Source organism: Pseudomonas sp. OF001 (assembly GCF_904426495.1).
Classification (GTDB): domain Bacteria; phylum Pseudomonadota; class Gammaproteobacteria; order Pseudomonadales; family Pseudomonadaceae; genus Geopseudomonas.
In genome coordinates this window covers 86866-106628 of the sequence record NZ_CAJGBM010000063.1, presented here as the reverse complement: position 1 = coordinate 106628, position 19763 = coordinate 86866, and the positions used below count along the sequence as shown (strand labels likewise).

General features: G+C 71.1%; 22 protein-coding genes and 1 riboswitch. Of the genes, 17 read left to right on the top strand and 5 right to left on the bottom strand.

The window, feature by feature from the left end:
- Positions 1 to 94: 94 nt before the first annotated feature.
- Both thpR and RA210_RS19965 read right to left on the bottom strand, forming a co-directional pair.
- Positions 95 to 646: an RNA 2',3'-cyclic phosphodiesterase gene (thpR, locus tag RA210_RS19970; RefSeq protein ID WP_201487792.1), complete on the bottom strand. Its 552-nt coding sequence runs from the start codon at positions 644 to 646 to the stop codon at positions 95 to 97.
- Between the two features lie 62 nt (positions 647 to 708).
- The gene (locus tag RA210_RS19965; RefSeq protein ID WP_201487791.1) at positions 709 to 1383 is read right to left on the bottom strand and encodes a class I SAM-dependent methyltransferase; all 675 of its coding nucleotides are present in this window, start codon (positions 1381 to 1383) and stop codon (positions 709 to 711) included.
- 111 nt (positions 1384 to 1494) lie between these two features.
- Between RA210_RS19965 and nrdR the strand changes: the two genes are divergently transcribed.
- The 11 genes from nrdR to RA210_RS19910 all read left to right on the top strand — a co-directional run bounded on the left by nrdR (position 1495) and on the right by RA210_RS19910 (position 10978).
- A complete protein-coding gene (gene nrdR, locus RA210_RS19960) occupies positions 1495 to 1959 on the top strand; it encodes a transcriptional regulator NrdR (RefSeq protein WP_136491299.1) in 465 nt (154 codons plus the stop codon).
- A gap of 4 nt (positions 1960 to 1963) precedes the next feature.
- Complete coding sequence (gene ribD, locus RA210_RS19955) at positions 1964 to 3088, top strand: bifunctional diaminohydroxyphosphoribosylaminopyrimidine deaminase/5-amino-6-(5-phosphoribosylamino)uracil reductase RibD (RefSeq protein WP_201487790.1); 1125 nt, start codon at positions 1964 to 1966, stop codon at positions 3086 to 3088.
- Positions 3089 to 3173: 85 nt separating this feature from the next.
- Positions 3174 to 3331: riboswitch (FMN riboswitch) on the top strand.
- 121 nt (positions 3332 to 3452) lie between these two features.
- Positions 3453 to 4115 carry a riboflavin synthase gene (locus RA210_RS19950; protein ID WP_201487789.1) on the top strand — a complete coding sequence of 221 codons (663 nt, stop codon included), beginning with the start codon at positions 3453 to 3455 and terminating at the stop codon, positions 4113 to 4115.
- 36 nt (positions 4116 to 4151) lie between these two features.
- The gene (ribBA, locus tag RA210_RS19945; RefSeq protein WP_136491301.1) at positions 4152 to 5243 is read left to right on the top strand and encodes a bifunctional 3,4-dihydroxy-2-butanone-4-phosphate synthase/GTP cyclohydrolase II; all 1092 of its coding nucleotides are present in this window, start codon (positions 4152 to 4154) and stop codon (positions 5241 to 5243) included.
- A gap of 65 nt (positions 5244 to 5308) precedes the next feature.
- Positions 5309 to 5785 (top strand): 6,7-dimethyl-8-ribityllumazine synthase, encoded by a 477-nt coding sequence (gene ribH / locus RA210_RS19940; protein ID WP_090306466.1) that lies wholly within the window; start codon positions 5309 to 5311, stop codon positions 5783 to 5785.
- A 50-nt stretch (positions 5786 to 5835) separates the two neighbouring features.
- Positions 5836 to 6258 (top strand): transcription antitermination factor NusB, encoded by a 423-nt coding sequence (gene nusB / locus RA210_RS19935; protein WP_231975820.1) that lies wholly within the window; start codon positions 5836 to 5838, stop codon positions 6256 to 6258.
- Between the two features lie 10 nt (positions 6259 to 6268).
- On the top strand, positions 6269 to 7249 hold the full coding sequence (gene thiL / locus RA210_RS19930) for a thiamine-phosphate kinase (RefSeq protein WP_201487788.1): 981 nt from the start codon (positions 6269 to 6271) through the stop codon (positions 7247 to 7249).
- Positions 7236 to 7730 carry a phosphatidylglycerophosphatase A family protein gene (locus RA210_RS19925; RefSeq protein ID WP_201487787.1) on the top strand — a complete coding sequence of 165 codons (495 nt, stop codon included), beginning with the start codon at positions 7236 to 7238 and terminating at the stop codon, positions 7728 to 7730. Before thiL ends, RA210_RS19925 begins: the two co-directional genes overlap by 14 nt.
- Positions 7731 to 7784: 54 nt before the next feature.
- Complete coding sequence (locus RA210_RS19920) at positions 7785 to 8429, top strand: retropepsin-like aspartic protease family protein (RefSeq protein WP_136488711.1); 645 nt, start codon at positions 7785 to 7787, stop codon at positions 8427 to 8429.
- Positions 8430 to 8498: 69 nt separating this feature from the next.
- Positions 8499 to 10064, top strand: coding sequence for a thymidine phosphorylase family protein (locus RA210_RS19915; protein WP_201487786.1), 1566 nt, complete (start codon positions 8499 to 8501; stop codon positions 10062 to 10064).
- An 11-nt stretch (positions 10065 to 10075) separates the two neighbouring features.
- Positions 10076 to 10978, top strand: coding sequence for a ribose-phosphate diphosphokinase (locus RA210_RS19910; RefSeq protein WP_201487785.1), 903 nt, complete (start codon positions 10076 to 10078; stop codon positions 10976 to 10978).
- A 10-nt stretch (positions 10979 to 10988) separates the two neighbouring features.
- Here the strand turns inward: RA210_RS19910 and RA210_RS19905 are convergent, their stop codons facing one another.
- Positions 10989 to 11441, bottom strand: coding sequence for a methyltransferase family protein (locus tag RA210_RS19905; protein ID WP_201487784.1), 453 nt, complete (start codon positions 11439 to 11441; stop codon positions 10989 to 10991).
- Between the two features lie 333 nt (positions 11442 to 11774).
- On the opposite strand from RA210_RS19905, the gene RA210_RS19900 reads away from it, so the two are divergent.
- On the top strand, positions 11775 to 12827 hold the full coding sequence (locus tag RA210_RS19900; protein ID WP_201487783.1) for an acyltransferase family protein: 1053 nt from the start codon (positions 11775 to 11777) through the stop codon (positions 12825 to 12827).
- Between the two features lie 63 nt (positions 12828 to 12890).
- On the opposite strand, the gene RA210_RS19895 is transcribed toward RA210_RS19900, so the two are convergent.
- Positions 12891 to 13457 carry a DUF6436 domain-containing protein gene (locus RA210_RS19895; protein ID WP_201487782.1) on the bottom strand — a complete coding sequence of 189 codons (567 nt, stop codon included), beginning with the start codon at positions 13455 to 13457 and terminating at the stop codon, positions 12891 to 12893.
- Between the two features lie 110 nt (positions 13458 to 13567).
- Here RA210_RS19895 and RA210_RS19890 point away from each other — a divergent pair, with 110 nt between their 5' ends.
- Positions 13568 to 14500, top strand: coding sequence for an alpha/beta hydrolase (locus RA210_RS19890; protein WP_136488705.1), 933 nt, complete (start codon positions 13568 to 13570; stop codon positions 14498 to 14500).
- A gap of 88 nt (positions 14501 to 14588) precedes the next feature.
- Positions 14589 to 15197, top strand: coding sequence for a DedA family protein (locus tag RA210_RS19885; RefSeq protein ID WP_201487781.1), 609 nt, complete (start codon positions 14589 to 14591; stop codon positions 15195 to 15197).
- Between the two features lie 62 nt (positions 15198 to 15259).
- Here RA210_RS19885 and RA210_RS19880 read toward each other — a convergent pair whose 3' ends face one another.
- The gene (locus RA210_RS19880) at positions 15260 to 16690 is read right to left on the bottom strand and encodes an RtcB family protein (protein WP_201487780.1); all 1431 of its coding nucleotides are present in this window, start codon (positions 16688 to 16690) and stop codon (positions 15260 to 15262) included.
- Positions 16691 to 17033: 343 nt separating this feature from the next.
- On the opposite strand from RA210_RS19880, the gene mhpB reads away from it, so the two are divergent.
- The 3 genes from mhpB to mhpD are packed head-to-tail and all read left to right on the top strand — an operon-like array spanning position 17034 to position 19740.
- The gene (gene mhpB, locus RA210_RS19875; protein WP_201487779.1) at positions 17034 to 17990 is read left to right on the top strand and encodes a 3-carboxyethylcatechol 2,3-dioxygenase; all 957 of its coding nucleotides are present in this window, start codon (positions 17034 to 17036) and stop codon (positions 17988 to 17990) included.
- A gap of 38 nt (positions 17991 to 18028) precedes the next feature.
- Positions 18029 to 18898, top strand: coding sequence for an alpha/beta fold hydrolase (locus RA210_RS19870; RefSeq protein WP_201487778.1), 870 nt, complete (start codon positions 18029 to 18031; stop codon positions 18896 to 18898).
- A gap of 47 nt (positions 18899 to 18945) precedes the next feature.
- Complete coding sequence (mhpD, locus tag RA210_RS19865; protein WP_201487777.1) at positions 18946 to 19740, top strand: 2-keto-4-pentenoate hydratase; 795 nt, start codon at positions 18946 to 18948, stop codon at positions 19738 to 19740.
- The last annotated feature ends 23 nt before the right edge of the window (positions 19741 to 19763 follow it).

Here is a 19763-nt window from a genome sequence, read left to right as displayed (position 1 = left end):
TCTCGCAGCGGGTGCCTGCCGCGCAGGCACGGGAAAAGTGCGTGCATGGTAAGTGGGGGCGCGCGCGGCGGGAAGCAAGGGCGGGGGGCACGGCTCAGTGCGGCGGCCGGAAGCGCGGCAGTCGCAGCCCGGGCACCAGCGGCCAGTTGCCCAGCCCGAGGTAGCGCACGCCGCGCGGCGTGTTCTCCGAGGCGTAGAGGACGAAGCGCTCGACCGGCCAGGCAAAGTCGGGGTGCGCCTCGCGCGGGCGGGCGCCGGCATGCCGCACCAGGGTCAGGTGGGCGCGCAGCGGCCGGCTGTCGAGGGCGATGCCGCTGGCCAGCAGGCGCCGCTGCAGTTCGCCGGCCAGCGCCGGCAGCTCCTCGGGCATCCGGCTCGGCTCCAGCCACAGCAGGCCCTGGCGGCCACCGCCGAGACGGTCGAGGCGCAGCTCGAAGGGCGGCGCCTCGATGGCGGCGGCGAGCAGCTGCAGTTCCTCCAGGCGTGCGCTCGGCTGCTGGCCGAGGAAGGCCAGGGTCAGGTGCAGGTTCTCCTCCGCCACCGGCTTGCCGCCCAGACCCAGGCCGTCGCGCCAGGTACAGATGGCCTCGGCAGTGTCACGCGGGCAGGGCAGGGCGAAGAACAGGCGCAGGGTGTCGGTCGGCATGGCGGCGCTCCCGGGAGGCGGTCCCCTGAGTATCGCCCTGCGCAGCGCGGCCTGCCCGCCGTTCAGCCGCGCTGCGCGTGATACAGGCTGACCTTGCGGAACTCGTGGGGCTCGGCGAGATCCGGCAGGGTGCAGGCGTCCAGCACCGCCAGGCGCCGGTACAGCGGATGCTGGAAGTCGCGCACCCGCGAGTCGGCGACCAGCGCCTCGCGGCCGCGCGACAGGAAGGCGTCCAGCAGCGGCAGGTTGGCGCGGTCGTAGAGCACGTCGGCGACCAGGATCAGGTCGAAGCGGTCCGCCTCGGCGAAGAAGTCCGTCGAGTAGCCCAGTTCCACGCCGTTCAGCGCCGCGTTGGCGCGGCAGGCAGCCAGCGCCAGCGGGTCGAGGTCGCAGGCCACCACCTCGGCGGCGCCGGCCCGCGCCGCGGCGATGCCGGCCACCCCGGAGCCGGCGCCGAAGTCGAGCACACGCCGGCCGCGCACCCACTCCGGCCGTTCGGCCAGCCAGCGCGCCAGCGCCAGGCCGCTCGCCCAGCAGAAGCACCAGTACGGCGGCTCCCCGAGGATGCGCCGGGTCTCCTCGGCGTCGAAGGCGCGGTCCATGTTGGCGGGGTCGATCAGCCACAGGCGCAGATCGCTGCCCGGCAGGTCGCTGCCCGGCAGCGCGGTGGCGGTGAGGCGCGCGGCGCCGAGCAGGGCGCGCAGCGGGTCGAGCAGTTCGGCGGGCGGGACGGGCATGGGCGGCTCCGGGCGGTTGGTCGGGCGCCCTTATAACCCGCCGGCGGCGGCTTGTCTTGGCGATGCCATCGGTTACCATGACCGCCACATCCATCCGCTGGCCGAACCACCATGCACTGTCCCTTCTGCGGCGCCCACGACACCAAGGTCATCGACTCGCGACTGGTCGCCGAGGGCCAGCAGGTGCGCCGGCGCCGCGAGTGCCTGGCCTGCCAGGAGCGCTTCACCACCTTCGAGACCGCCGAACTGGTGATGCCGCGGCTGATCAAGTCCGACGGCACCCGCCAGCCGTTCGACGAGGACAAGCTGCGCGCCGGCATGCAGCGCGCGCTGGAGAAGCGCCCGGTCAGCGTCGAGCGCCTCGAGGAGGCGATCGCCCACATCAAGCACAAGCTGCGCGCCACCGGCGAGCGCGAGGTCAGGTCGCGGGTGGTCGGCGAACTGGTGATGGACGAACTGCGCCGCCTCGACGAGGTGGCCTACATCCGCTTCGCCTCGGTCTACCGCCACTTCCAGGACCTCGACCAGTTCCGCGAGGAAATCGAGCGCCTGTCCCGCGAACCCAGCAAGGGTTGATTCCATGCAAGATGCTGCAAGGGCCTGCGACCAGGCCTACATGGCGCGCGCGCTCGAGCTGGCGCGCCGTGGCCTGTTCTCCACCCATCCCAACCCGCGCGTCGGCTGCGTGATAGTCGCCGCCGGCGGCGAGATCGTCGGCGAAGGCTGGCATGTGCGCGCCGGCGAGCCGCACGCCGAAGTGCACGCCCTGCGCCAGGCCGGCGAGCGCGCGCGCGGCGCCACCGCCTACGTCACCCTCGAGCCGTGCAGCCACCACGGCCGCACTCCGCCGTGCGCCGAGGCGCTGGTAAGGGCCGGCGTCGGCCGCGTGGTGGCGGCCATGCAGGACCCCAATCCGCTGGTGGGCGGGCGCGGCCTGGCGCTGCTGCGCGCGGCCGGCATCGAGGTGGCCAGCGGCGTGCTCGAGCAGGAGGCCCGCGATCTGAATGCCGGCTTCGTCAGGCGCATGGAGCAGGGCCTGCCGCTGGTGCGGGTCAAGCTGGCGATGAGCCTGGACGGCCGCACCGCCATGGCCAGCGGCGAGAGCCAGTGGATCACCGGCGCGCCCGCCCGCGCCGCGGTGCAGCGCCTGCGCGCGCGCTCCAGCGTGATCATCAGCGGCGCCGACACCGTGCTGGCCGACAACGCGCGCCTCACCGTGCGTCCCGACGAACTGGAGGTGGACGCCGAGCAGGCGGCGCTGGCCGCCTCCCGGCCGCCGCTGCGCGTGCTGATCGACGGCCAGCTGCGCGTGCCGCTGTCCGCCGCCTTCTTCCAGGCCGGCCCGGCGATGGTGGCCTGCTGCGACGACGACGGCCGCGCCGACGAATACCGAGCCGCCGGCCATGCGCTGCTGCGCCTGCCGCGCGGTGACGGCCACGTCGACCTGCGCCTGCTGCTCGCCGAGCTGGCCGCCGCCGGCGCCAACGAGGTGCTGGTCGAGGCCGGCCCGCGCCTGGCCGGCGCCTTCGCCCGCGAAGGGCTGGTCGACGAGTACCAGATCTTCATGGCGCCGCAGCTGCTCGGCTCCGGCGCCCGGCCGCTGCTCGACTGGCCGCTGGAGCGCATGGCCGAGGCGCCGCAGCTGGCCATCCGCGACATCCGCGCGGTGGGCCGCGACTGGCGGATCATCGCGGTGCCGGCCTGATCGCCAGCCGGCGTCATCCCCGATCCAGACGTGCTCCGCCGCGGCGAAAATGTGGTACAAAGTCCCGCGCGGCCGCCAACGGCCGCGACGTTCTCAGGGCGGGGTGCAATTCCCCACCGGCGGTGATGGCGCGCAGCGCCCAGCCCGCGAGCGCCTGCCTTGCCCCGACCGGGGACGGCAGGGTCAGCAGATCCGGTGTGATTCCGGAGCCGACGGTGACAGTCCGGATGAGAGAGAGCGGGATTCCTGCCACGGGGCGGCCCGGCCGCACCCGCGCGATCCCTTTCTGTCCAGCGCCCTGTTTTGACCAAAACAGGAGTTCGACCATGCAAGCGAATACCCCCAGCGCGGTGCGGGAGGCCTGATGTTCACTGGAATCATCGAAGCCATCGGCAGCATCCGCGCCATGACCCCCAAGGGCGGCGACGTGCGCGTCTACGTCGCCACCGGCAAGCTCGACCTTGCCGACGTCAAGCTCGGCGACAGCATCGCGGTCAACGGCACCTGCCTGACCGCGGTGGAACTGCCCGGCGACGGCTTCTGGGCCGACGTCAGCCGCGAGACCATCACCCGCACCGCCTTCGTCGACCTCAAGGTCGGCAGCCGGGTCAACCTGGAGAAGGCGCTGACCCCGACCACCCGCCTCGGCGGCCACCTGGTCAGCGGTCACGTCGACGGCGTCGGCGAGATCGTCTCGCGCGCCGATAACGCCCGCGCCATCCAGTTCCGCGTGCGTGCGCCGCGCGAGCTGGCCAGGTACATCGCCCTCAAGGGCTCGATCACCGTCGACGGCGTGAGCCTGACGGTCAACGCGGTGGATGGCGCCGAGTTCGAGCTGACCATCGTCCCGCACACCCTGCAGGAAACCATCATGGCCGACTACCAGGCCGGGCGCCGGGTCAACCTCGAGGTCGACCTGCTGGCGCGCTACCTGGAGCGCCTGCTGCTCGGCGACAAGGCCGCCGAGCCGGCCGTCGCCGGCATCACCGAGGCGTTCCTCGCCGAACACGGCTTCCTCAAGGGCTGAGAGCCCTTCCACCACAGCATTGACAAGGGGGTGCCCGTGGCACTCGACAACATCGCCGATCTGATCGAAGACATCCGCCAGGGCAAGATGGTCATCCTCATGGATGACGAGGACCGCGAGAACGAGGGCGACCTGATCATGGCCGCCGAATGCGTGCGCGCCGAGGACATCAACTTCATGGCCAAGCACGCGCGCGGCCTGATCTGCATGCCGATGGACCGCGCGCGCTGCGAGCGCCTCGGCCTGCCGCTGATGGTGCAGCGCAACGGCTCGGGCTTCGGCACCAAGTTCACCGTGTCCATCGAGGCCGCCGAGGGGGTGACCACCGGCATCTCCGCCGCCGACCGCGCGCGCACCGTGCAGGCCGCCGCCGCCCGCGACGCCAAGGCCGAGGACATCGTCAGCCCCGGCCACATCTTCCCGCTGATGGCCCAGCCCGGCGGCGTGCTGGCGCGCGCCGGCCACACCGAGGCGGCCTGCGACCTGGCGCGCATGGCCGGCTTCGGCGCCAGCGGGGTGATCTGCGAGATCATGAACGACGACGGCAGCATGGCCCGTCGCCCGGAGCTGGAGAAGTTCGCCGCCGAGCACGGCATCAGGATCGGCACCATCGCCGACCTGATCCACTACCGCCTGGTCCACGAGCGCACCGTCGAGCGCGTCTCCGAGCGGGCGCTGGACAGCGAGCTGGGCCAGTTCAAGCTGATCACCTACCGCGACGAGGTCGAGGGGCAGGTGCATCTGGCGCTGCTCAAGGGCGAGATCAAGGCCGACGAGCCGACCCTGGTGCGCGTGCACAACATGGACCCGCTGCGCGACCTGCTGTGCGTCAAGCGCCCGGGGCGCTGGAGCCTGCGCGCGGCCATGCAGACGGTCGCCGAGCAGGGCAGCGGCGTGGTCCTGCTGCTCAACCACGCGATCAGCGGCAACGAGCTGCTCGAGCTGGTCGAGCAGCAGCTCGGCGAGGCCAAGCCGGCCGAGCCGACCACCTACAGCACTGTCGGCGCCGGCTCGCAGATCCTCCGCGACCTGGGCGTGCGCAAGATGCGCCTGCTCAGCTCGCCGGTGAAGTTCAACGCGATATCCGGCTTCGATCTGGAAGTTGTAGAATACGTGACCTGCGACTGAACGCGATCAACGCACATCCTCTCGGGGCGCACTGGCGCCCCGGCTCTTTATCTGGAATCCGTCCCATGACCCTGAAGACCATCGAAGGTACCTTCATCGCCCCCAAAGGCCGTTACGCCCTGGTGGTCGGCCGCTTCAACAGCTTCGTCGTCGAGAGCCTGGTGCAGGGCGCCATCGACGCCCTGGTGCGTCACGGTGTCAGCGAGAGCGAGCTGACCATCATCCGCGCGCCGGGCGCCTTCGAGATCCCGCTGGTCGCCCAGAAGGTCGCCCAGCGCGGCGAGTTCGACGCCATCATCGCCCTCGGCGCGGTGATCCGCGGCGGTACCCCGCACTTCGAGTACGTCGCCGGCGAGTGCACCAAGGGCCTGGCCCAGGTGTCCCTGCAGTTCGGCGTGCCGGTCGCCTTCGGCGTGCTGACCGTCGACTCCATCGAGCAGGCCATCGAGCGCTCCGGCACCAAGGCCGGCAACAAGGGCGCCGAAGCCGCGCTGTCCGCCCTGGAAATGGTCAGCCTGCTGGCACAGCTGGAGGCCAAGTGAGCGAGCACGACAAGCCGGCAGGCAAGCCCGCCAAGCCGAACAAGATCGCCATGCGCCAGAAGGCGCGCAGCCTGGCCCTGCAGGCCCTGTACTCCTGGCAGATGGCCGGCCAGTCGCTCAACGAGATCGAAGCGCAGTTCCGCACCGACAACGACTTCAGCGATGTCGACGGCGCCTACTTCCACGAGATCCTGCATGGCGTGCCGCGCCTGAAGTCCGAACTGGACGAGGCCTTCGCGCCCTGCCTGGATCGTCCGCTGGAAGAGATCGATCCGGTGGAACTGGCGATCCTGCGCCTGTCCACCTACGAGATGCGCAACCGCGTCGACGTGCCCTACCGCGTGGTGATCAACGAAGGCATCGAGCTGGCCAAGGTCTACGGCGCCACCGACGGCCACAAGTTCGTCAACGGCGTGCTCGACAAGCTGGCCCCGCGCCTGCGCGGCGCCGAAGTGCGCGGCAAGCGCAGCTGATCCCTGCCCCATGGCCGGTCTCGGCGAATTCGCACTGATCCGTCAGTTCTTCGCCGCGGCCGCCTGCGCCGCGCCGGCTCCCGGCGTGGTGCGCGGCATCGGCGACGACTGCGCGCTGCTGCAACTGCCTCCCGGCGAGCAACTGGCGGTGTCCACCGACACCCAGGTCGCCGGGGTGCACTTCCCTGAACGTCACGATCCCTTCCTGCTCGCTCAGCGCGTGCTGGCCGCCGCCGCCAGCGACCTCGCCGCCATGGGCGCGGCGCCGCTCGGCTTCACCCTGGCGCTGACCCTGCCCGCCGCCGACCCGGTCTGGCTGGAGGGCTTCGCCCGCGGCCTCGACGCCATAGCGCGTGCCTGCGGTCTGGCCCTGATCGGCGGCGACACCACCCGCGGTCCGCTCAACATCAACGTCACCGTGTTCGGCGCCCTGCCGGCCGGGCAGGCCCTGCTGCGTTCGGGCGCGCGTCCCGGCGATCTCGTGTGCATCGGCGGGCCGACCGGCGAGGCCGCCGCGGCGCTGCCGCTGGTGCTCGGCGAGCGCGAGGCGCACGGCGCGGCGGATGCGCAGTTGCTGGCGCAGTACTGGACGCCGCAACCGCAGCTGGCCCTCGGCCAGGCGCTGCGCGGGCTGGCCAGCGCCGCGCTGGACGTCTCCGACGGCCTGCTCGCCGACTGCGGGCACATCGCCGAGGAGTCCGCGGTGCGCGTGGTCATCGAGGCCGCGCGGCTGCCGCTGAGCGCCGCGCTGCGCGCCGCCGCCGGCAGCGAGGCGCTGCGTCTGGCGCTGAGCGGCGGCGACGACTACGTGCTGGCCTTCACCGTGGCGCCGCACGCGGTGACGGCGCTGCAGGTCGCCGGCCTGTCCTTCCACATCGTCGGCCGGGTCGAGGCGGGCGGCGGCGTGCGCGTGCTCGACGGCGCCGGCCGCGACATCACCCCGGCAGCCGCCGGCTACCAGCACTTCGGAGGCGGCGATGGACAAGCCTGAGCGTCCGGAGCTGGCGCCGGACTCGATCTGGCGCGACCCCTGGCAGTTCATCGCCTTCGGCTTCGGCTCCGGGGCGATGCGCAAGGCGCCGGGCACCTGGGGCACCCTGGTCGGCCTGGCCTTCGTGCCGCTGCTGCAGCTGCTGCCCGACTGGGGCTACGCGCTGATCCTGCTGCTTGGGTCGCTGTTCGGCTGCTGGCTGTGTGGCAAGGTATCCCGCGACCTGGGCGTGCACGACCACGGCGGCATCGTCTGGGACGAGATCGTCGGCATCTGGATCACCTGCTGGCTGGCGCCGCCCGGCTGGCTCTGGCTGCTGGCCGGCTTCGTGCTGTTCCGCCTGCTCGACATCCTCAAGCCCTGGCCGATCAGTTGGGTCGACCGCCACGTGCACGGCGGCACCGGCATCATGCTCGACGACCTGCTCGCCGGCGTCGGCGCCTGGGGGCTGCTGCAGGGGCTGGTCTGGCTGCTCGGCTGAGCCCTCAACCACGTCCCGCCTGCCGGCGGGGCTGCGACGAAAAGGAGTTCTGTCATGCGTTCATTGCTTGCCCTGTGCGCCGGCCTGCTGCTGGCCGGCCCGCTAGCCGCCGCGCCGCAGGTGCAGGTGGTCGGCCTGTTCCCCGGCGCCGCGGTGGTCACCGTCGACGGCCAGCGCCAGCTGCTCAAGGCGGGGCAGAGCGGCCCGGCCGGCGTCACCCTGGTCAGTGCCGATGCCCGCGGCGCGGTGCTGCGCGTCGACGGCGTCGAGCGCAGTTTCGCCCTGACCCGCGAGTACAGCGCCGCCGGCTACGCCGAGCCGCAACGCCAGCAGCTGAGCATCGCCCGCGGCCTGGGCGGCCACTACTGGGTGGCTGGCTCGGTCAACGGCCAGGGCGTGCAGTTCCTCGTCGACACCGGCGCCACCTCGGTGGCGATGAACGAGGCCCAGGCCAGGCGCCTCGGTCTCGACTACCAGACCCGCGGCCAGCCGATGCAGGTCAACACCGCCGGCGGCACCGTGCCGGCCTGGCGCATGAGCCTCGACCGGGTCAAGGTCGGCAGCATCGAGCTGCTCGGTGTCGAGGCGGCCATCGTCGCCGGCGGCTCGCCCAGCGAGGTGCTGCTGGGCATGAGCTTCCTCAACCGGGTCGGCTGGCGCGAGGAGCAGGGCGTGCTGCGCCTGGAGGCCAAGCACTGATCGCCGCCCTTGCCGGCGGCGACCGCGCGGCGGCATAGTCCGGGGATCGTCTGCCCCCGGAAGCGTCCCATGAAGAAGACCCCGGCCCCCTGCGGCGCCGCGAACCTGCAGCTGCGCCGCGTCGCCATCGACACCTACCGCGAGAACGTCGCCTACCTCAACCGCGACTGCGCGGTGTACCGCGCCGAGGGCTTCCAGGCGCTGTCCAAGGTGGAAATCAGCGCCAACGGCCGGCGCATCCTCGCCAGCCTCAACGTGGTCGACGACCCGGCCATCGTCGACTGCGGCGAGCTGGGCCTGTCCCAGGACGCCTTCGCCCAGCTCGGCGTGGCCAACGGCCATCCGGCGACCATCTCCCAGGCCGAGCCGCCGTCGTCGATTCCGGCCCTGCACCGCAAGATCGCCGGCGAGCGGCTGGGGCGCGAGGACTTCCGCGCCATCGTCCGCGACATCGCCGAGCACCGCTACTCGAAGATCGAGCTGACCGCCTTCGTGGTCGCCTGCAACCAGGGCGAACTGGACCGCGAGGAGGTCTACTTCCTCACCGACGCCATGACCGGCGTCGGCCGCCGCCTCGACTGGCACGAGCACCCGGTGGTCGACAAGCACTGCATCGGCGGCATCCCCGGCAACCGCACCTCGATGCTGGTGGTGCCGATCGTCGCCGCCCACGGCATGCTCTGCCCGAAGACCTCGTCGCGGGCGATCACCTCGCCGGCCGGCACCGCCGACACCATGGAGGTGCTGGCCAACGTCGAGCTGCCGTTCGAGCGCCTCGAGGAGATCGTCCGCGAGTACCGCGGCTGCCTGGCCTGGGGCGGCACCAGCGAGCTGTCGCCGGCCGACGACGTGCTGATCGCCGTGGAGCGCCCGCTGTCGATCGACTCGCCGGGGCAGATGGTCGCCTCGATCCTGTCCAAGAAGCTCGCCGCCGGCTCCACCCACCTGGTGCTGGACATCCCGGTCGGGCCGACCGCCAAGGTGCGCTCGATGCCCGAGGCGCAGCGCCTGCGCAAGCTGTTCGAGTTCGTCGCCGGGCGCATGGGCCTGACCATCGACGTGGTGATCACCGACGGTCGCCAGCCGGTGGGCAGCGGCATCGGTCCGGTGCTGGAGGCGCGCGACGTGATGCGCGTGCTGGAGAACGACCCGCGCGCGCCCAACGACCTGCGCCAGAAGGCGCTGCGCCTGGCTGGGCGCATGCTCGAGTTCGATCCCGACGTGCGCGGTGGCGACGGCTACGCCATCGCCCGCGACATCCTCGACTCCGGCCGCGCCCTGGCGCGCATGCAGGCGCTGATCGCCGCCCAGGGCCACAAGCCGTTCGACCACAACGCCCCGGCGCTGGCACCGCTGTCCTTCGAGGTGACCGCGGCGCAGGACGGCGTGGTGGTGGCCATCGACAACCTGCAGCTGGCGCGCATCGCCCGCCTGGCCGGCGCGCCCAAGGTGCAGGGCGCCGGGGTCGACCTGCTGTTCAAGCTCGGCGAACGGGTCGCCGCCGGCGCGCCGCTGTACCGGGTCTACGCCGCCTACTCCGCCGATCTGGAGTTCGCCCGCGAGGCCAGCCGGCGCAGCTCCGGCTTCACCCTCGGCAGCGCCGAGGAACTGTCGCACCTGTTCGTCGAATTCTGAGGAGACCGCCGATGAGCGTACTGCTGCTGCATTTCGCCGACGAGCGCGAGGCTGCCGGTCGCCTGGCCGCCGCGGCCGGCCTTTCCTGCGCCGAGATCGAGCGCCACCGCTTCCCCGACGACGAGCTGCGCCTGCGCCTGCCGCTGACGGACGCCGGGGCGCTGGCCGACACCCTGGTGCTGTACCGCAGCCTCGACCGGCCCAACGAGAAGCTGGTCGAGCTGCTGCTGGTCGCCGGCGAGGCGCGCCGCCTCGGCGCACGCCGCCTGCTGCTGGTGGCGCCCTATCTGGCCTACATGCGCCAGGACATCGCCTTCCACCCCGGCGAGGTGGTCAGCCAGAAGATCGTCGGCGCCTTCCTCGCCGAGCATTTCGACGCGGTGCTCACCGTCGACCCGCACCTGCATCGCATCGCCGCGCTGTCCGAGGCGATCCCCCACGGCGCGGCCGTCAGCCTGTCCGGTGCGCCGCTGCTCGCCGGGCTGATCGCCGAGCGGCTGGAGAATCCGCTGCTGATCGGGCCGGACGCCGAGTCGCGGCAGTGGATCGAGGCCGCCGCCGCTGGCCACGGCTTCGACTACGGCGTGTGCAGCAAGGTGCGCCACGGCGATCACCAGGTCGACATCGCCCTGCCCGGGGTCGAGGTGCGCGGCCGCGCGGTGGTACTGCTCGACGACGTGGCCAGCTCCGGGCGCACCCTGGCGCGTGCTGCCGAGCTGCTTCTCGCCGCCGGCGCCGCCTCGGTGGACGTGGCGGTGACCCACGCGCTGTTCGCCGCCGACGCGCTGGACAGCGTCCGCGCCGCCGGCGTGCGCCACGTGTGGAGCAGCGACTGCATCCGCCACCCGAGCAATGCGGTGAGCGTGGCGCCGCTGCTGGCCGGGGCGCTGGCCCGCCTGGGAGTGCCGGGCTGAGGGCGGAGGGCTACAGCCAGCGGCGCACCCGCGCGCAGTAGTCGCGGTAGGCGGAGCCGAACAGGCGCTCCAGCGCCTGCTCCTCGGGGCGGATCTGCCAGCGCCCGAGGACGGCGACGAACAACGGCAGCAGCAGGAAGCTGATCGCGTTGCCGAAGCCCAGCGCCAGGGCCAGCAGGATCAGCGCATCGCCCAGGTAGATCGGATTGCGCGAGAAGGCGAATACCCCGTCGGTCACCAGGCGGCTGGCCCGCTCGGGCCTGAGCGGATTGACCGTGGTGCGAGCGCGGAACATGGTCCAGGCCGCGGCGGCCATCAGCATGAGGCCCGCCAGCAGCACCAGCGCCGCCAGCGGGCGCTGGCCGGCGAAGGCGAAGCCGCCGAACGGCAGGCGTTCGGCGATCTGCCACATGGCGGCGGCGAACAGCACCACCAGCACGGGCGGAGGGATCGGCAGGGGCATGGTGGGCAACCTCCGTGAAGTTTCGTTCATTCTCGACCGTGCAGCACCCTGCAGCGGCTCCCGGTCAGGCCCCGGGGCGGGGGGCGGAGGTTGCTGCGCAGACTTCGGCCGTGGGGAAATGCTCGTCCGCTACTGACAGTCGTCGGCACGCTGCAGGATAATGCGCGGCCCTGCAGGGCGGGGCAGGGCGAAGGTCGGTGGCGTGCAATTCGCCCGCACGACGGTTTTCTCATGGGGCCGCTGCCTCGTCGGGCCGACCGCAGGTCACCGGCGCGCATGAGGCGAGCACAGCCTGTTTTTCATTTCGCGATACGGGGAAGTCCGGGTGTCGATATGGGTTTGATCAGAATATTGTTGGCGCTTTCCGTCGTTTCGGCACACTTTTCTGCCCACCCCTTCCTGAAGTTCGTGGGTGGCGATACGGCGGTTCAGGCCTTCTTCATCATATCCGGATTCTATATCGCGATGATTTTTCCGGGGAACTATCAGAATGCGACCAGCTTCTGGAAGTCCCGCTTCTTCAGGCTGTATCCGGTCTATCTGTTCTGCGGGCTCTTCGCGTTCGGTCATCCCCTGGAGTCGTTGCAGAATCTGCTCGCCCTGCCGCCATTGGGCGGGCTCGTGGTCGCCCTGACAAACAGCACCCTGCTGTTCCAGGATGTCACCCTGTTCCTGGAGGTGCGGGACGGCGCCGTTGCCTTCACGCCGGACTTCGCCTCCTCGCTGGCGCCATTGGCGCAATATCTCATCGTGCCGCAGGCGTGGTCGCTGGGGCTCGAGATCTCGTTCTACCTGATCGCGCCATTCATCATCCACAGGCCGCTCTATCTGGTCGCCCTGCTTCTCCTGTCGTTGGCGCTCCGAGCCGTGCTCATGCACTATGGTCTGTCCCATGATCCCTGGTCCTACCGATTCTTCCCGACGGAGCTGGCCTTGTTCCTGCTCGGCAGCCTGTCCTACAAGTTCAGCCAGAAGATGAAGGAATCGGGCTGGTTGCCGGACCACCAAGGGCTGGCCCTTTTCCTGCTGGCGCTGATCACCCTGTTCATCCTGGTCTTCTCGTTCGTTCCGCTGGAGGTATGGCAGAAGAAGATTGCCCTCTATGTTCTTCTCGCGGCCGCCATTCCGCTGGTCTTCAACATGACCAAGGATGTTTCGCTGGACAACTTCGTGGGCAATCTTTCCTATCCGGTCTATTGCTGCCACCTTGTCGTGCTGAAGTGGGTTTCGAAACTTCCGGGCTGGAAGCTCTATCTGAAGGGAACCCTGCCAGGCACCCTGCTGGCCTTGCTGATAGTGATCGGCTTCGCCTATCTGCTGTATCGGCATGTCGAACTGCCGTTCGACAACTATCGGAAGAGATTCAAGAAGGCGCCGGCGGCCTGACGCGGAGCAGCCCTGCCGGTTCCCGGGGCGCTGTGCTCCGCGGTTCGCCGGCAGCGTCCGGGATCACTCGCTCGTCCACGGACAATAGCACCCCACCGCCAGGCTGCCCGTGCTCTGCACCGGCCGGCCGGCGAGCAGCGCCGCGAGCACCGGCTCGATGAAGCTGTTGCTCGAGGTGCACACCGCCCCTTCGCTGTACGGCCCGACGTAGGCCAGCCGGCCATCCCGATCCCAGATCGCCACCGCCGGGCTGGCCGGCAGTCGTTCCGCGCCGGGCAGCTCGCGCAGCGGCTGCAGGGCCTTGAGCGTCTCCGGCAACTGGCCGCGGCTGCCGGGCTTCTGCCAGACGTGGAAGCTCACCTCCTGGCCGGCGAAGCGCTGCACCAGTTCGGCCAGGTGCTGCTGGTTGCCGACGTTGCACGGGCAGGGCGGATCCCACAGGTGCACCACGCGGATCGGCCCCGGGCCGGCCAGTTCGGCCGGCAGGCGCAGGCCGGCGGCGTCGAACAGCACGGTGGTTTCGCTGAACGGACGGATGTAGCGCGCCTGGTACCACTGGTACAGGCTCCACAGTGCCACCGCGCAGGCGAGGGCGACCAGGCTGAGGACGAGGGGCTTGCGGCGGGGCATGGGGTTACCTGCGGAAAATGACGGTCAAGCTTGCCATGTCGGCGCGCTGGCCTAAAGATCAGCAGAGGCGGCCGATCAGCGCACTGCTCCGATAACCGCGGCCGAAACCCATGAACGAAACCTTCGATCCCCAGCGCCTGCGCCGGCAACTGCCGCCGCTGGCCGCCGCCGCGGCCGAGAGCGGCCCGCAGGTGCAGGCCTACCGCCGCTACTACGGCCTGCAGCATCGTCCCGACATCCACAGCCGCCTCGGCTGGGTGGAGGTCGAGGGGCGGCGGGTCGCCGTGCAGGGCTGGTGGCGCGACGATGCGCGGGCCACCGTGCTGCTGCTGCACGGCTACTACGACCACATGGGCCTGTACCGCCACGTGTTCGACTGGGCGCTGACGATGAACTTCGCCGTGCTGTCCTGCGACCTGCCCGGTCACGGCCTGTCCGAGGGCGAGCCGGCGAGCATCGACGACTTCGCCGAGTATCAGGCGGTGCTCGCCGCGCTGTTCCAGGCCGCCGAGCTGCTCAACCTGCCGCAGCCCTGGCACCTGTTCGGCCAGAGCACCGGCGGCGCCATCCTGCTCGACTACCTGCTGACCGGTGCGCCGCGCCCGGACCTCGGCCAGACCGTGCTGCTCGCCCCGCTGGTGCGCCCGCGCGCCTGGCTGCGCTCCCGGCTCAGCTACCACCTGCTCAACCCCTTCGTCAGCCGGATCGCCCGCCGCTTCAGCGACAACTCCGGCGACGCGGCCTTCCTCGACTTCGTGCGGCGCGATCCCCTGCAGGCGCAGGTGCTGCCCACCGCCTGGGTCGGCGCGCTGGCGCGCTGGATTCCGCGCATCGAGGAGGCTGCGCCTTCGGCGCGCACGCCGCTGATCATCCAGGGCGACGCCGACATGACGGTGGACTGGCAGCACAACCTCGAGGTGCTGCAGGACAAGTTCCGCGGCGCCGAGCAGTTGATCCTGCCCGGCGCGCGGCATCACCTGGTCAACGAGGATGAGGAGCAGCGCCGGCGGCTGTTCGCCCTGCTCGGCGAGCGCTTCGCCTGAGCGGCGCTGCTAGCATGGCGGCCGTTTCGATCCGCCGCGACGGCGGCACAGGCAACCCGGGCGCGCCGGCGCGAGAGAGTTTCACCCCATGTTTGAAGGCATAGTCGATTTCATCGCGCAGACGGGCTACCTCGGCGTGTTCCTGCTGATGGTCCTGGAGAACGTCTTCCCGCCCATCCCCTCCGAGCTGATCATGCCGCTGGCCGGCTTCGCCGCCGCCAAGGGCGAGCTGAGCGTCGCCGGCGTGCTGCTGGCGGGTACCGCCGGCTCGGTGTTCGGCGCGCTGCCCTGGTACTACGCCGGCTACTTCTTCGGCAGCGCGCGGCTGAAGCGGCTGGCCGGGCGTTTCGGCCGGGTGATGACCCTGTCGCCGCGCGACGTGGATACCGCCTGCGCCTGGTTCGAGCGCCACGGCTGGCAGGCCACCCTGTTCGGCCGCCTGGTCCCGGCGGTGCGCACGCTGATCTCGGTCCCCGCCGGCATGGTCGCGATGCCACTGCGCGCCTTCCTGTTCTACTCGACGCTCGGCTCGCTGGTGTGGACCGGCGCGCTGACCGCCGCCGGCTACCTGCTGCACGGCCAGTATGCGCTGGTCGCCGACTACGTCGATCCGCTGTCCAAGGTGGTGGTGCTGGTGGTGGTCGGCGTGTACCTGTACCGGCTGATCACCCACAAGGGGGCCAACGGCGAGGCCTGAAGCGCCGGCCGCGTTCGTCAACACAGCCCGAGGCCATCCTCGGGCTGTGTTGACGCCGCGCCTCAGCCCTTGACGCACACCAGCGGCCGCAGCCGCGCCACCCGCCGCGCGAGGCCGGCGCGCTCGGCGGCCTCGACCACCGCGCCGACGTCCTTGTAGGCCAGCGGCGCCTCCTCGGCGACGCCGCGCAGGCTCGGGCTGCGGATCAGGATGCCGCGCCGGGCCAGCTCGTCGACCACGCCGCGGCCCTGCCAGCGGCGCAGCGCCTCATGACGGCTCATCGCCCGTCCGGCACCGTGGCAGGCGGAGGCGAAGGCGTGCTCCGGGTTGCCGCCGCTGCCGGCGAGAATCCACGAGCCGGTGCCCATGCTGCCGCCGATCAGCACCGGCTGGCCGACCGCGCGGTACTCGGCCGGCAGTTCCGGATGGCCCGGGCCGAAGGCACGGGTGGCGCCCTTGCGGTGGACGAACAGGCGGCGGCGCTCGCCGCCCACGATGTGGCGCTCCTCCTTGCAGGTGTTGTGCGACACGTCGTACAGCAGCGGCATGGCGATGCCGGGGAACAGCTCGGCGAACGCCGCGCGCGCCAGGTGAGTGAGGATCTGCCGGTTGGCCAGCGCGCAGTTGATCGCCGCGCGCATGGCGCCCAGGTAGCTCTGCCCCAGCTCGGAGTTCAGCGGCGCGCAGGCCAGCTCGCGGTCGGTCAGCGCGATGCCGGCGCGCGGCGCGGCGATCACCATCTCGCGCAGGAAATCCGTGCCGATCTGGTGGCCCATGCCGCGCGAGCCGCAGTGGATGGTGGCCAGCACGTCGCCCACCGCCAGGCCGTAGGCCTGCGCCGCCTTGAGGTCGAACAGCTCGTCGACCACCTGCACCTCCAGGTAGTGGTTGCCCGAGCCGAGGGTGCCCATCTCGTCGCGCTGGCGGTGCTTGGCCTCGGCGGACACCTCGGCCGGCAGCGCGCCGGCCATGCAGCCGCCTTCCTCGATCCGCGCCAGGTCCTCCGGGCTGCCGAAGCCCTGCTCGACCGCCCATTTGGCGCCGCCGCGCAGCATGGCGCCCATCTCGGCGCCGGTCAGGCGCAGCGCGCCGGTGCTGCCGAGGCCCGCCGGGATGCGGCGGAACAGCAGGTCGGCCAGGCGCTCCTTGACCGCCTCGATGTCGGCTTCCCTGAGGCCGGTGTGCAGGCTGCGCACCCCGCAGGAGATGTCGAAACCGACCCCGCCGGCCGACACCACGCCGCCCGCGTCCGGATCGAAGGCCGCCACCCCGCCGATCGGGAAGCCGTAACCCCAGTGGGCGTCGGGCATGGCGTAGGCGGCGTCGACGATGCCGGGCAACGCGGCGACGTTGGCCAACTGCTCGCCGACCTTGGCGTCCATCGCCTCGAGCAGCTCGCGCGAGGCGAAGATCACCCCCGGCACGCGCATGGCGCCGTGCCGGGGCATTTCCCATTCGAAGGGGCCGCGCTGGCGGAACTGGTCGAGGTTCATGGGGCCTCCTGCCGGCCGCGTTGGGCCGCCGGCGCTGGCGTGGATGTCGTCGAGTCACTATAGGCCTGCGCAGGGCACGCGGGCGGGCCGGTCATCCGGCAGCGCCCACGCACAATCCTGCACTGCCGGGATAACGCCGTGACTCGGCGGAGCGCTGCGCGTCGGGCCGCTTCGCATAATCGGACCATTGCAGCCGCAACGCCTCTGGCGTGCCGCCCGTGCGGGCCGTCGCGACGGAGGCGTTGCCCGAGCCCGCCACGGAGTCCTGGTCCATGATCGATGCGATGCCCCCGCGCAACCCTGTCCCGTCCCACCCCGTCGTTGCCGCCGGCAGGAGGCTGGGATGAGCGTCTACCTGCAGTGCCTGTCGCACACGCCGCTGGTGGGCCATGTCGATCCGGCTGCAGAGGTGCTGGCCGAGGTGGATGCCGTGGTGGAGGGCGCCCGCGAGCGCATCGCGCGCTTCGCTCCCGAGCTGGTCATCCTGTTCTCGCCGGACCACTACAACGGCTTCTTCTACGACCTGATGCCGTCGTTCTGCATCGGCATGGCCGCCCACGCCATCGGCGACTACGGCACGGCAGCCGGCCCGCTCGCCGTACCTCGCGAACTGGCCGAGGCCTGCGCGGCCGCGGTGCTGGAGGCCGGGGTGGACGCCGCGGTGTCCTACCGCATGCAGGTCGACCACGGATTCGCCCAGCCGCTGGAGCTGCTGCTCGGTGGTCTCGACCGTTGCCCGGTGATCCCGGTGTTCGTCAACGCGGTCGCCACGCCGCTGCCGAGCTTCCAGCGCGCCCGCCTGCTCGGCGAGGCCATCGGCCACTTCGCCCGTTCGCTGGACCAGCGCGTGCTGCTGCTGGCCTCCGGCGGCCTGTCGCACCAGCCGCCGGTGCCCGAGCTGGCCAAGGTGGACGCGCGCATGGCCGAACGCCTGATGGGCGGCGGCCGCAACCTGCCGCCCGACGAGCGCGCGGCGCGCCAGCAGCGGGTGATCGATGCGGCGCGCGGCTTCGTCGACGACCCGCAGTCGCTGCACCCGCTCAACCCCGAATGGGACCAGGCGTTCCTCGACCTGCTGGCCGACGGCCGCATCGCCGAACTGGATCGCCTGGGCAACGCCGAGCTGTCGCGCCTGGCCGGCCGTTCCACCCACGAGGTGAAGGCCTGGGTGGCCGCCTTTGCGGCACTGTCGGCCTTCGGCCCCTACCGGGCCGGCGCGCGCTACTACCGGCCGATTCCCGAATGGATCGCCGGCTTCGGCGCGCTCAGCGCCCGGCCGGTCGGCCAGGCCGACGCCTGAGCCGCCCGCGCTTCCCTCCCGAGCAAGGACAACAGCCCATGACGACCACGCCCCAGACCCCGAGCGAAGCGGCCAGCAGCCGCTTCGTGCGCATCCAGGACGGCGAACTCGACCTCAACATCCACTACAACGACTGCGGCGCCGGTAGCGAGACCGTGGTCATGCTGCACGGCTCCGGTCCCGGCGCCAGCGGCTGGGCCAACTTCAACCGCAACATCGAGCCGCTGGTGAATGCCGGCTACCGGGTCATCCTCATGGACTGCCCGGGCTGGAGTCGGAGCGATTCCATCGTCTGCAGCGGTTCGCGCTCCGACCTCAACGCCCGCGTGCTCGCGGGCCTGCTCGATGCTCTCGACATCGACCGCGTGCACATCCTCGGCAATTCCATGGGCGCGCACAGCGCCATGGCCTTCGCCCTGGCCAACCCCGCACGGGTCGGCAGGCTGGTGCTGATGGGCGGCGGCACCGGCGGCGCCAGCCCCTTTGTGCCAATGCCCACCGAGGGCATCAAGCTGCTGCAGGGCCTGTATCGCGAGCCGAGCATCGACAACCTGAAGAAGATGATGAGCGTCTTTGTCTACGACAGCAGCGAGCTCACCGAGGCGCTGTTCCAGGCGCGTCTGGACAACATGCTCAGCCGACGCGACCACCTGGACAACTTCGTCAAGAGCCTCGCGGCCAACCCGAAACAGTTCCCCGATTTCGGCCCGCGTCTGGCCGAGATCAGCGCGCCGACCCTGATCGTCTGGGGCAGCAACGACCGCTTCGTGCCGCTGGACACCGGCCTGCGCCTGCTCGCTGGCCTGCCCAACGCCGAGCTGCACGTGTTCAACCGTTGCGGCCACTGGGCGCAGTGGGAGCACGCCGAGCGGTTCAACCGCCTGGTGCTGGACTTCCTCGGCCACTGAGCCGGCCGCCGCGCTTTTCCTTCCTTCGTCACTATTCGAGGCAACTCATGAGCGTGACCCAACAGACCCTGGAACAACTGGCCGCCGCCCTGCGCGGGGCCGAGGCGAGCGGGGCGGCCGTCGAGCCGCTGCGCGGGCTGATCGGCGAGGACAACGGCGCGGCGGCCTACGCCATCCAGCGCCTCAACGTCGCCCACGGCGTCGCCGCCGGCCGTCGCGTGGTCGGTCGCAAGATCGGTCTGACCAACCCCAAGGTGCAGGCCCAGCTCGGTGTCGACCAGCCGGACTTCGGCACCCTGTTCGCCGACATGGGCTACGGCGACAACGAGGTGGTGCCGTTCGGCCGCGTGCTGCAGCCGAAGATCGAGGCCGAGATCGCCCTGATCCTGGACAAGGACCTGCCGCTCGCTGACACCACCTTCGCCGAGCTGCTCGACGCCACCGGTTGGGTGCTGCCGGCGCTGGAGATCGTCGGTAGCCGCGTGCAGAACTGGAACATCCGCTTCGTCGACACCGTGGCCGACAACGCCTCCAGCGGCTGCTACGTGCTCGGCGGCCCGGCGCGGCGCATCGCCGACGTCGACCTGCGTCAGGCCGCCATGTCCATGACCCGCAACGGCGAGATCGTTTCCAGCGGCAGCGGCGCCGAGTGCCTCGGCCATCCGCTGAATGCCGCGGTGTGGCTGGCGCGCACCATGGCCCGCCTGGGCGAGCCGCTCAAGGCCGGCGACCTGATCCTCACCGGCGCCCTCGGCCCGATGGTCGGCGTGGCCGCCGGCGACCGCTTCGAGGCGGTGATCGAAGGCATCGGCCAGGTCGCCGTCAACTTCTCGGCCGAGTGATCGGCGAGCTGCGTGCACAAGAG

What these genes read in the sequence shown, in the direction of transcription:
- thpR (WP_201487792.1), bottom strand. Translation starts at nt 646, where the DNA reads ATGCCGACCGACACCCTGCGCCTGTTCTTCGCCCTGCCCTGCCCGCGT.
- RA210_RS19965 (WP_201487791.1), bottom strand. Translation starts at nt 1,383, where the DNA reads ATGCCCGTCCCGCCCGCCGAACTGCTCGACCCGCTGCGCGCCCTGCTC.
- nrdR (WP_136491299.1), top strand. Translation starts at nt 1,495, where the DNA reads ATGCACTGTCCCTTCTGCGGCGCCCACGACACCAAGGTCATCGACTCG.
- ribD (WP_201487790.1), top strand. Translation starts at nt 1,964, where the DNA reads ATGCAAGATGCTGCAAGGGCCTGCGACCAGGCCTACATGGCGCGCGCG.
- RA210_RS19950 (WP_201487789.1), top strand. Translation starts at nt 3,453, where the DNA reads ATGTTCACTGGAATCATCGAAGCCATCGGCAGCATCCGCGCCATGACC.
- ribH (WP_090306466.1), top strand. Translation starts at nt 5,309, where the DNA reads ATGACCCTGAAGACCATCGAAGGTACCTTCATCGCCCCCAAAGGCCGT.
- nusB (WP_231975820.1), top strand. Translation starts at nt 5,836, where the DNA reads ATGCGCCAGAAGGCGCGCAGCCTGGCCCTGCAGGCCCTGTACTCCTGG.
- thiL (WP_201487788.1), top strand. Translation starts at nt 6,269, where the DNA reads ATGGCCGGTCTCGGCGAATTCGCACTGATCCGTCAGTTCTTCGCCGCG.
- RA210_RS19925 (WP_201487787.1), top strand. Translation starts at nt 7,236, where the DNA reads ATGGACAAGCCTGAGCGTCCGGAGCTGGCGCCGGACTCGATCTGGCGC.
- RA210_RS19920 (WP_136488711.1), top strand. Translation starts at nt 7,785, where the DNA reads ATGCGTTCATTGCTTGCCCTGTGCGCCGGCCTGCTGCTGGCCGGCCCG.
- RA210_RS19915 (WP_201487786.1), top strand. Translation starts at nt 8,499, where the DNA reads ATGAAGAAGACCCCGGCCCCCTGCGGCGCCGCGAACCTGCAGCTGCGC.
- RA210_RS19910 (WP_201487785.1), top strand. Translation starts at nt 10,076, where the DNA reads ATGAGCGTACTGCTGCTGCATTTCGCCGACGAGCGCGAGGCTGCCGGT.
- RA210_RS19905 (WP_201487784.1), bottom strand. Translation starts at nt 11,441, where the DNA reads ATGCCCCTGCCGATCCCTCCGCCCGTGCTGGTGGTGCTGTTCGCCGCC.
- RA210_RS19900 (WP_201487783.1), top strand. Translation starts at nt 11,775, where the DNA reads ATGGGTTTGATCAGAATATTGTTGGCGCTTTCCGTCGTTTCGGCACAC.
- RA210_RS19895 (WP_201487782.1), bottom strand. Translation starts at nt 13,457, where the DNA reads ATGCCCCGCCGCAAGCCCCTCGTCCTCAGCCTGGTCGCCCTCGCCTGC.
- RA210_RS19890 (WP_136488705.1), top strand. Translation starts at nt 13,568, where the DNA reads ATGAACGAAACCTTCGATCCCCAGCGCCTGCGCCGGCAACTGCCGCCG.
- RA210_RS19885 (WP_201487781.1), top strand. Translation starts at nt 14,589, where the DNA reads ATGTTTGAAGGCATAGTCGATTTCATCGCGCAGACGGGCTACCTCGGC.
- RA210_RS19880 (WP_201487780.1), bottom strand. Translation starts at nt 16,690, where the DNA reads ATGAACCTCGACCAGTTCCGCCAGCGCGGCCCCTTCGAATGGGAAATG.
- mhpB (WP_201487779.1), top strand. Translation starts at nt 17,034, where the DNA reads ATGAGCGTCTACCTGCAGTGCCTGTCGCACACGCCGCTGGTGGGCCAT.
- RA210_RS19870 (WP_201487778.1), top strand. Translation starts at nt 18,029, where the DNA reads ATGACGACCACGCCCCAGACCCCGAGCGAAGCGGCCAGCAGCCGCTTC.
- mhpD (WP_201487777.1), top strand. Translation starts at nt 18,946, where the DNA reads ATGAGCGTGACCCAACAGACCCTGGAACAACTGGCCGCCGCCCTGCGC.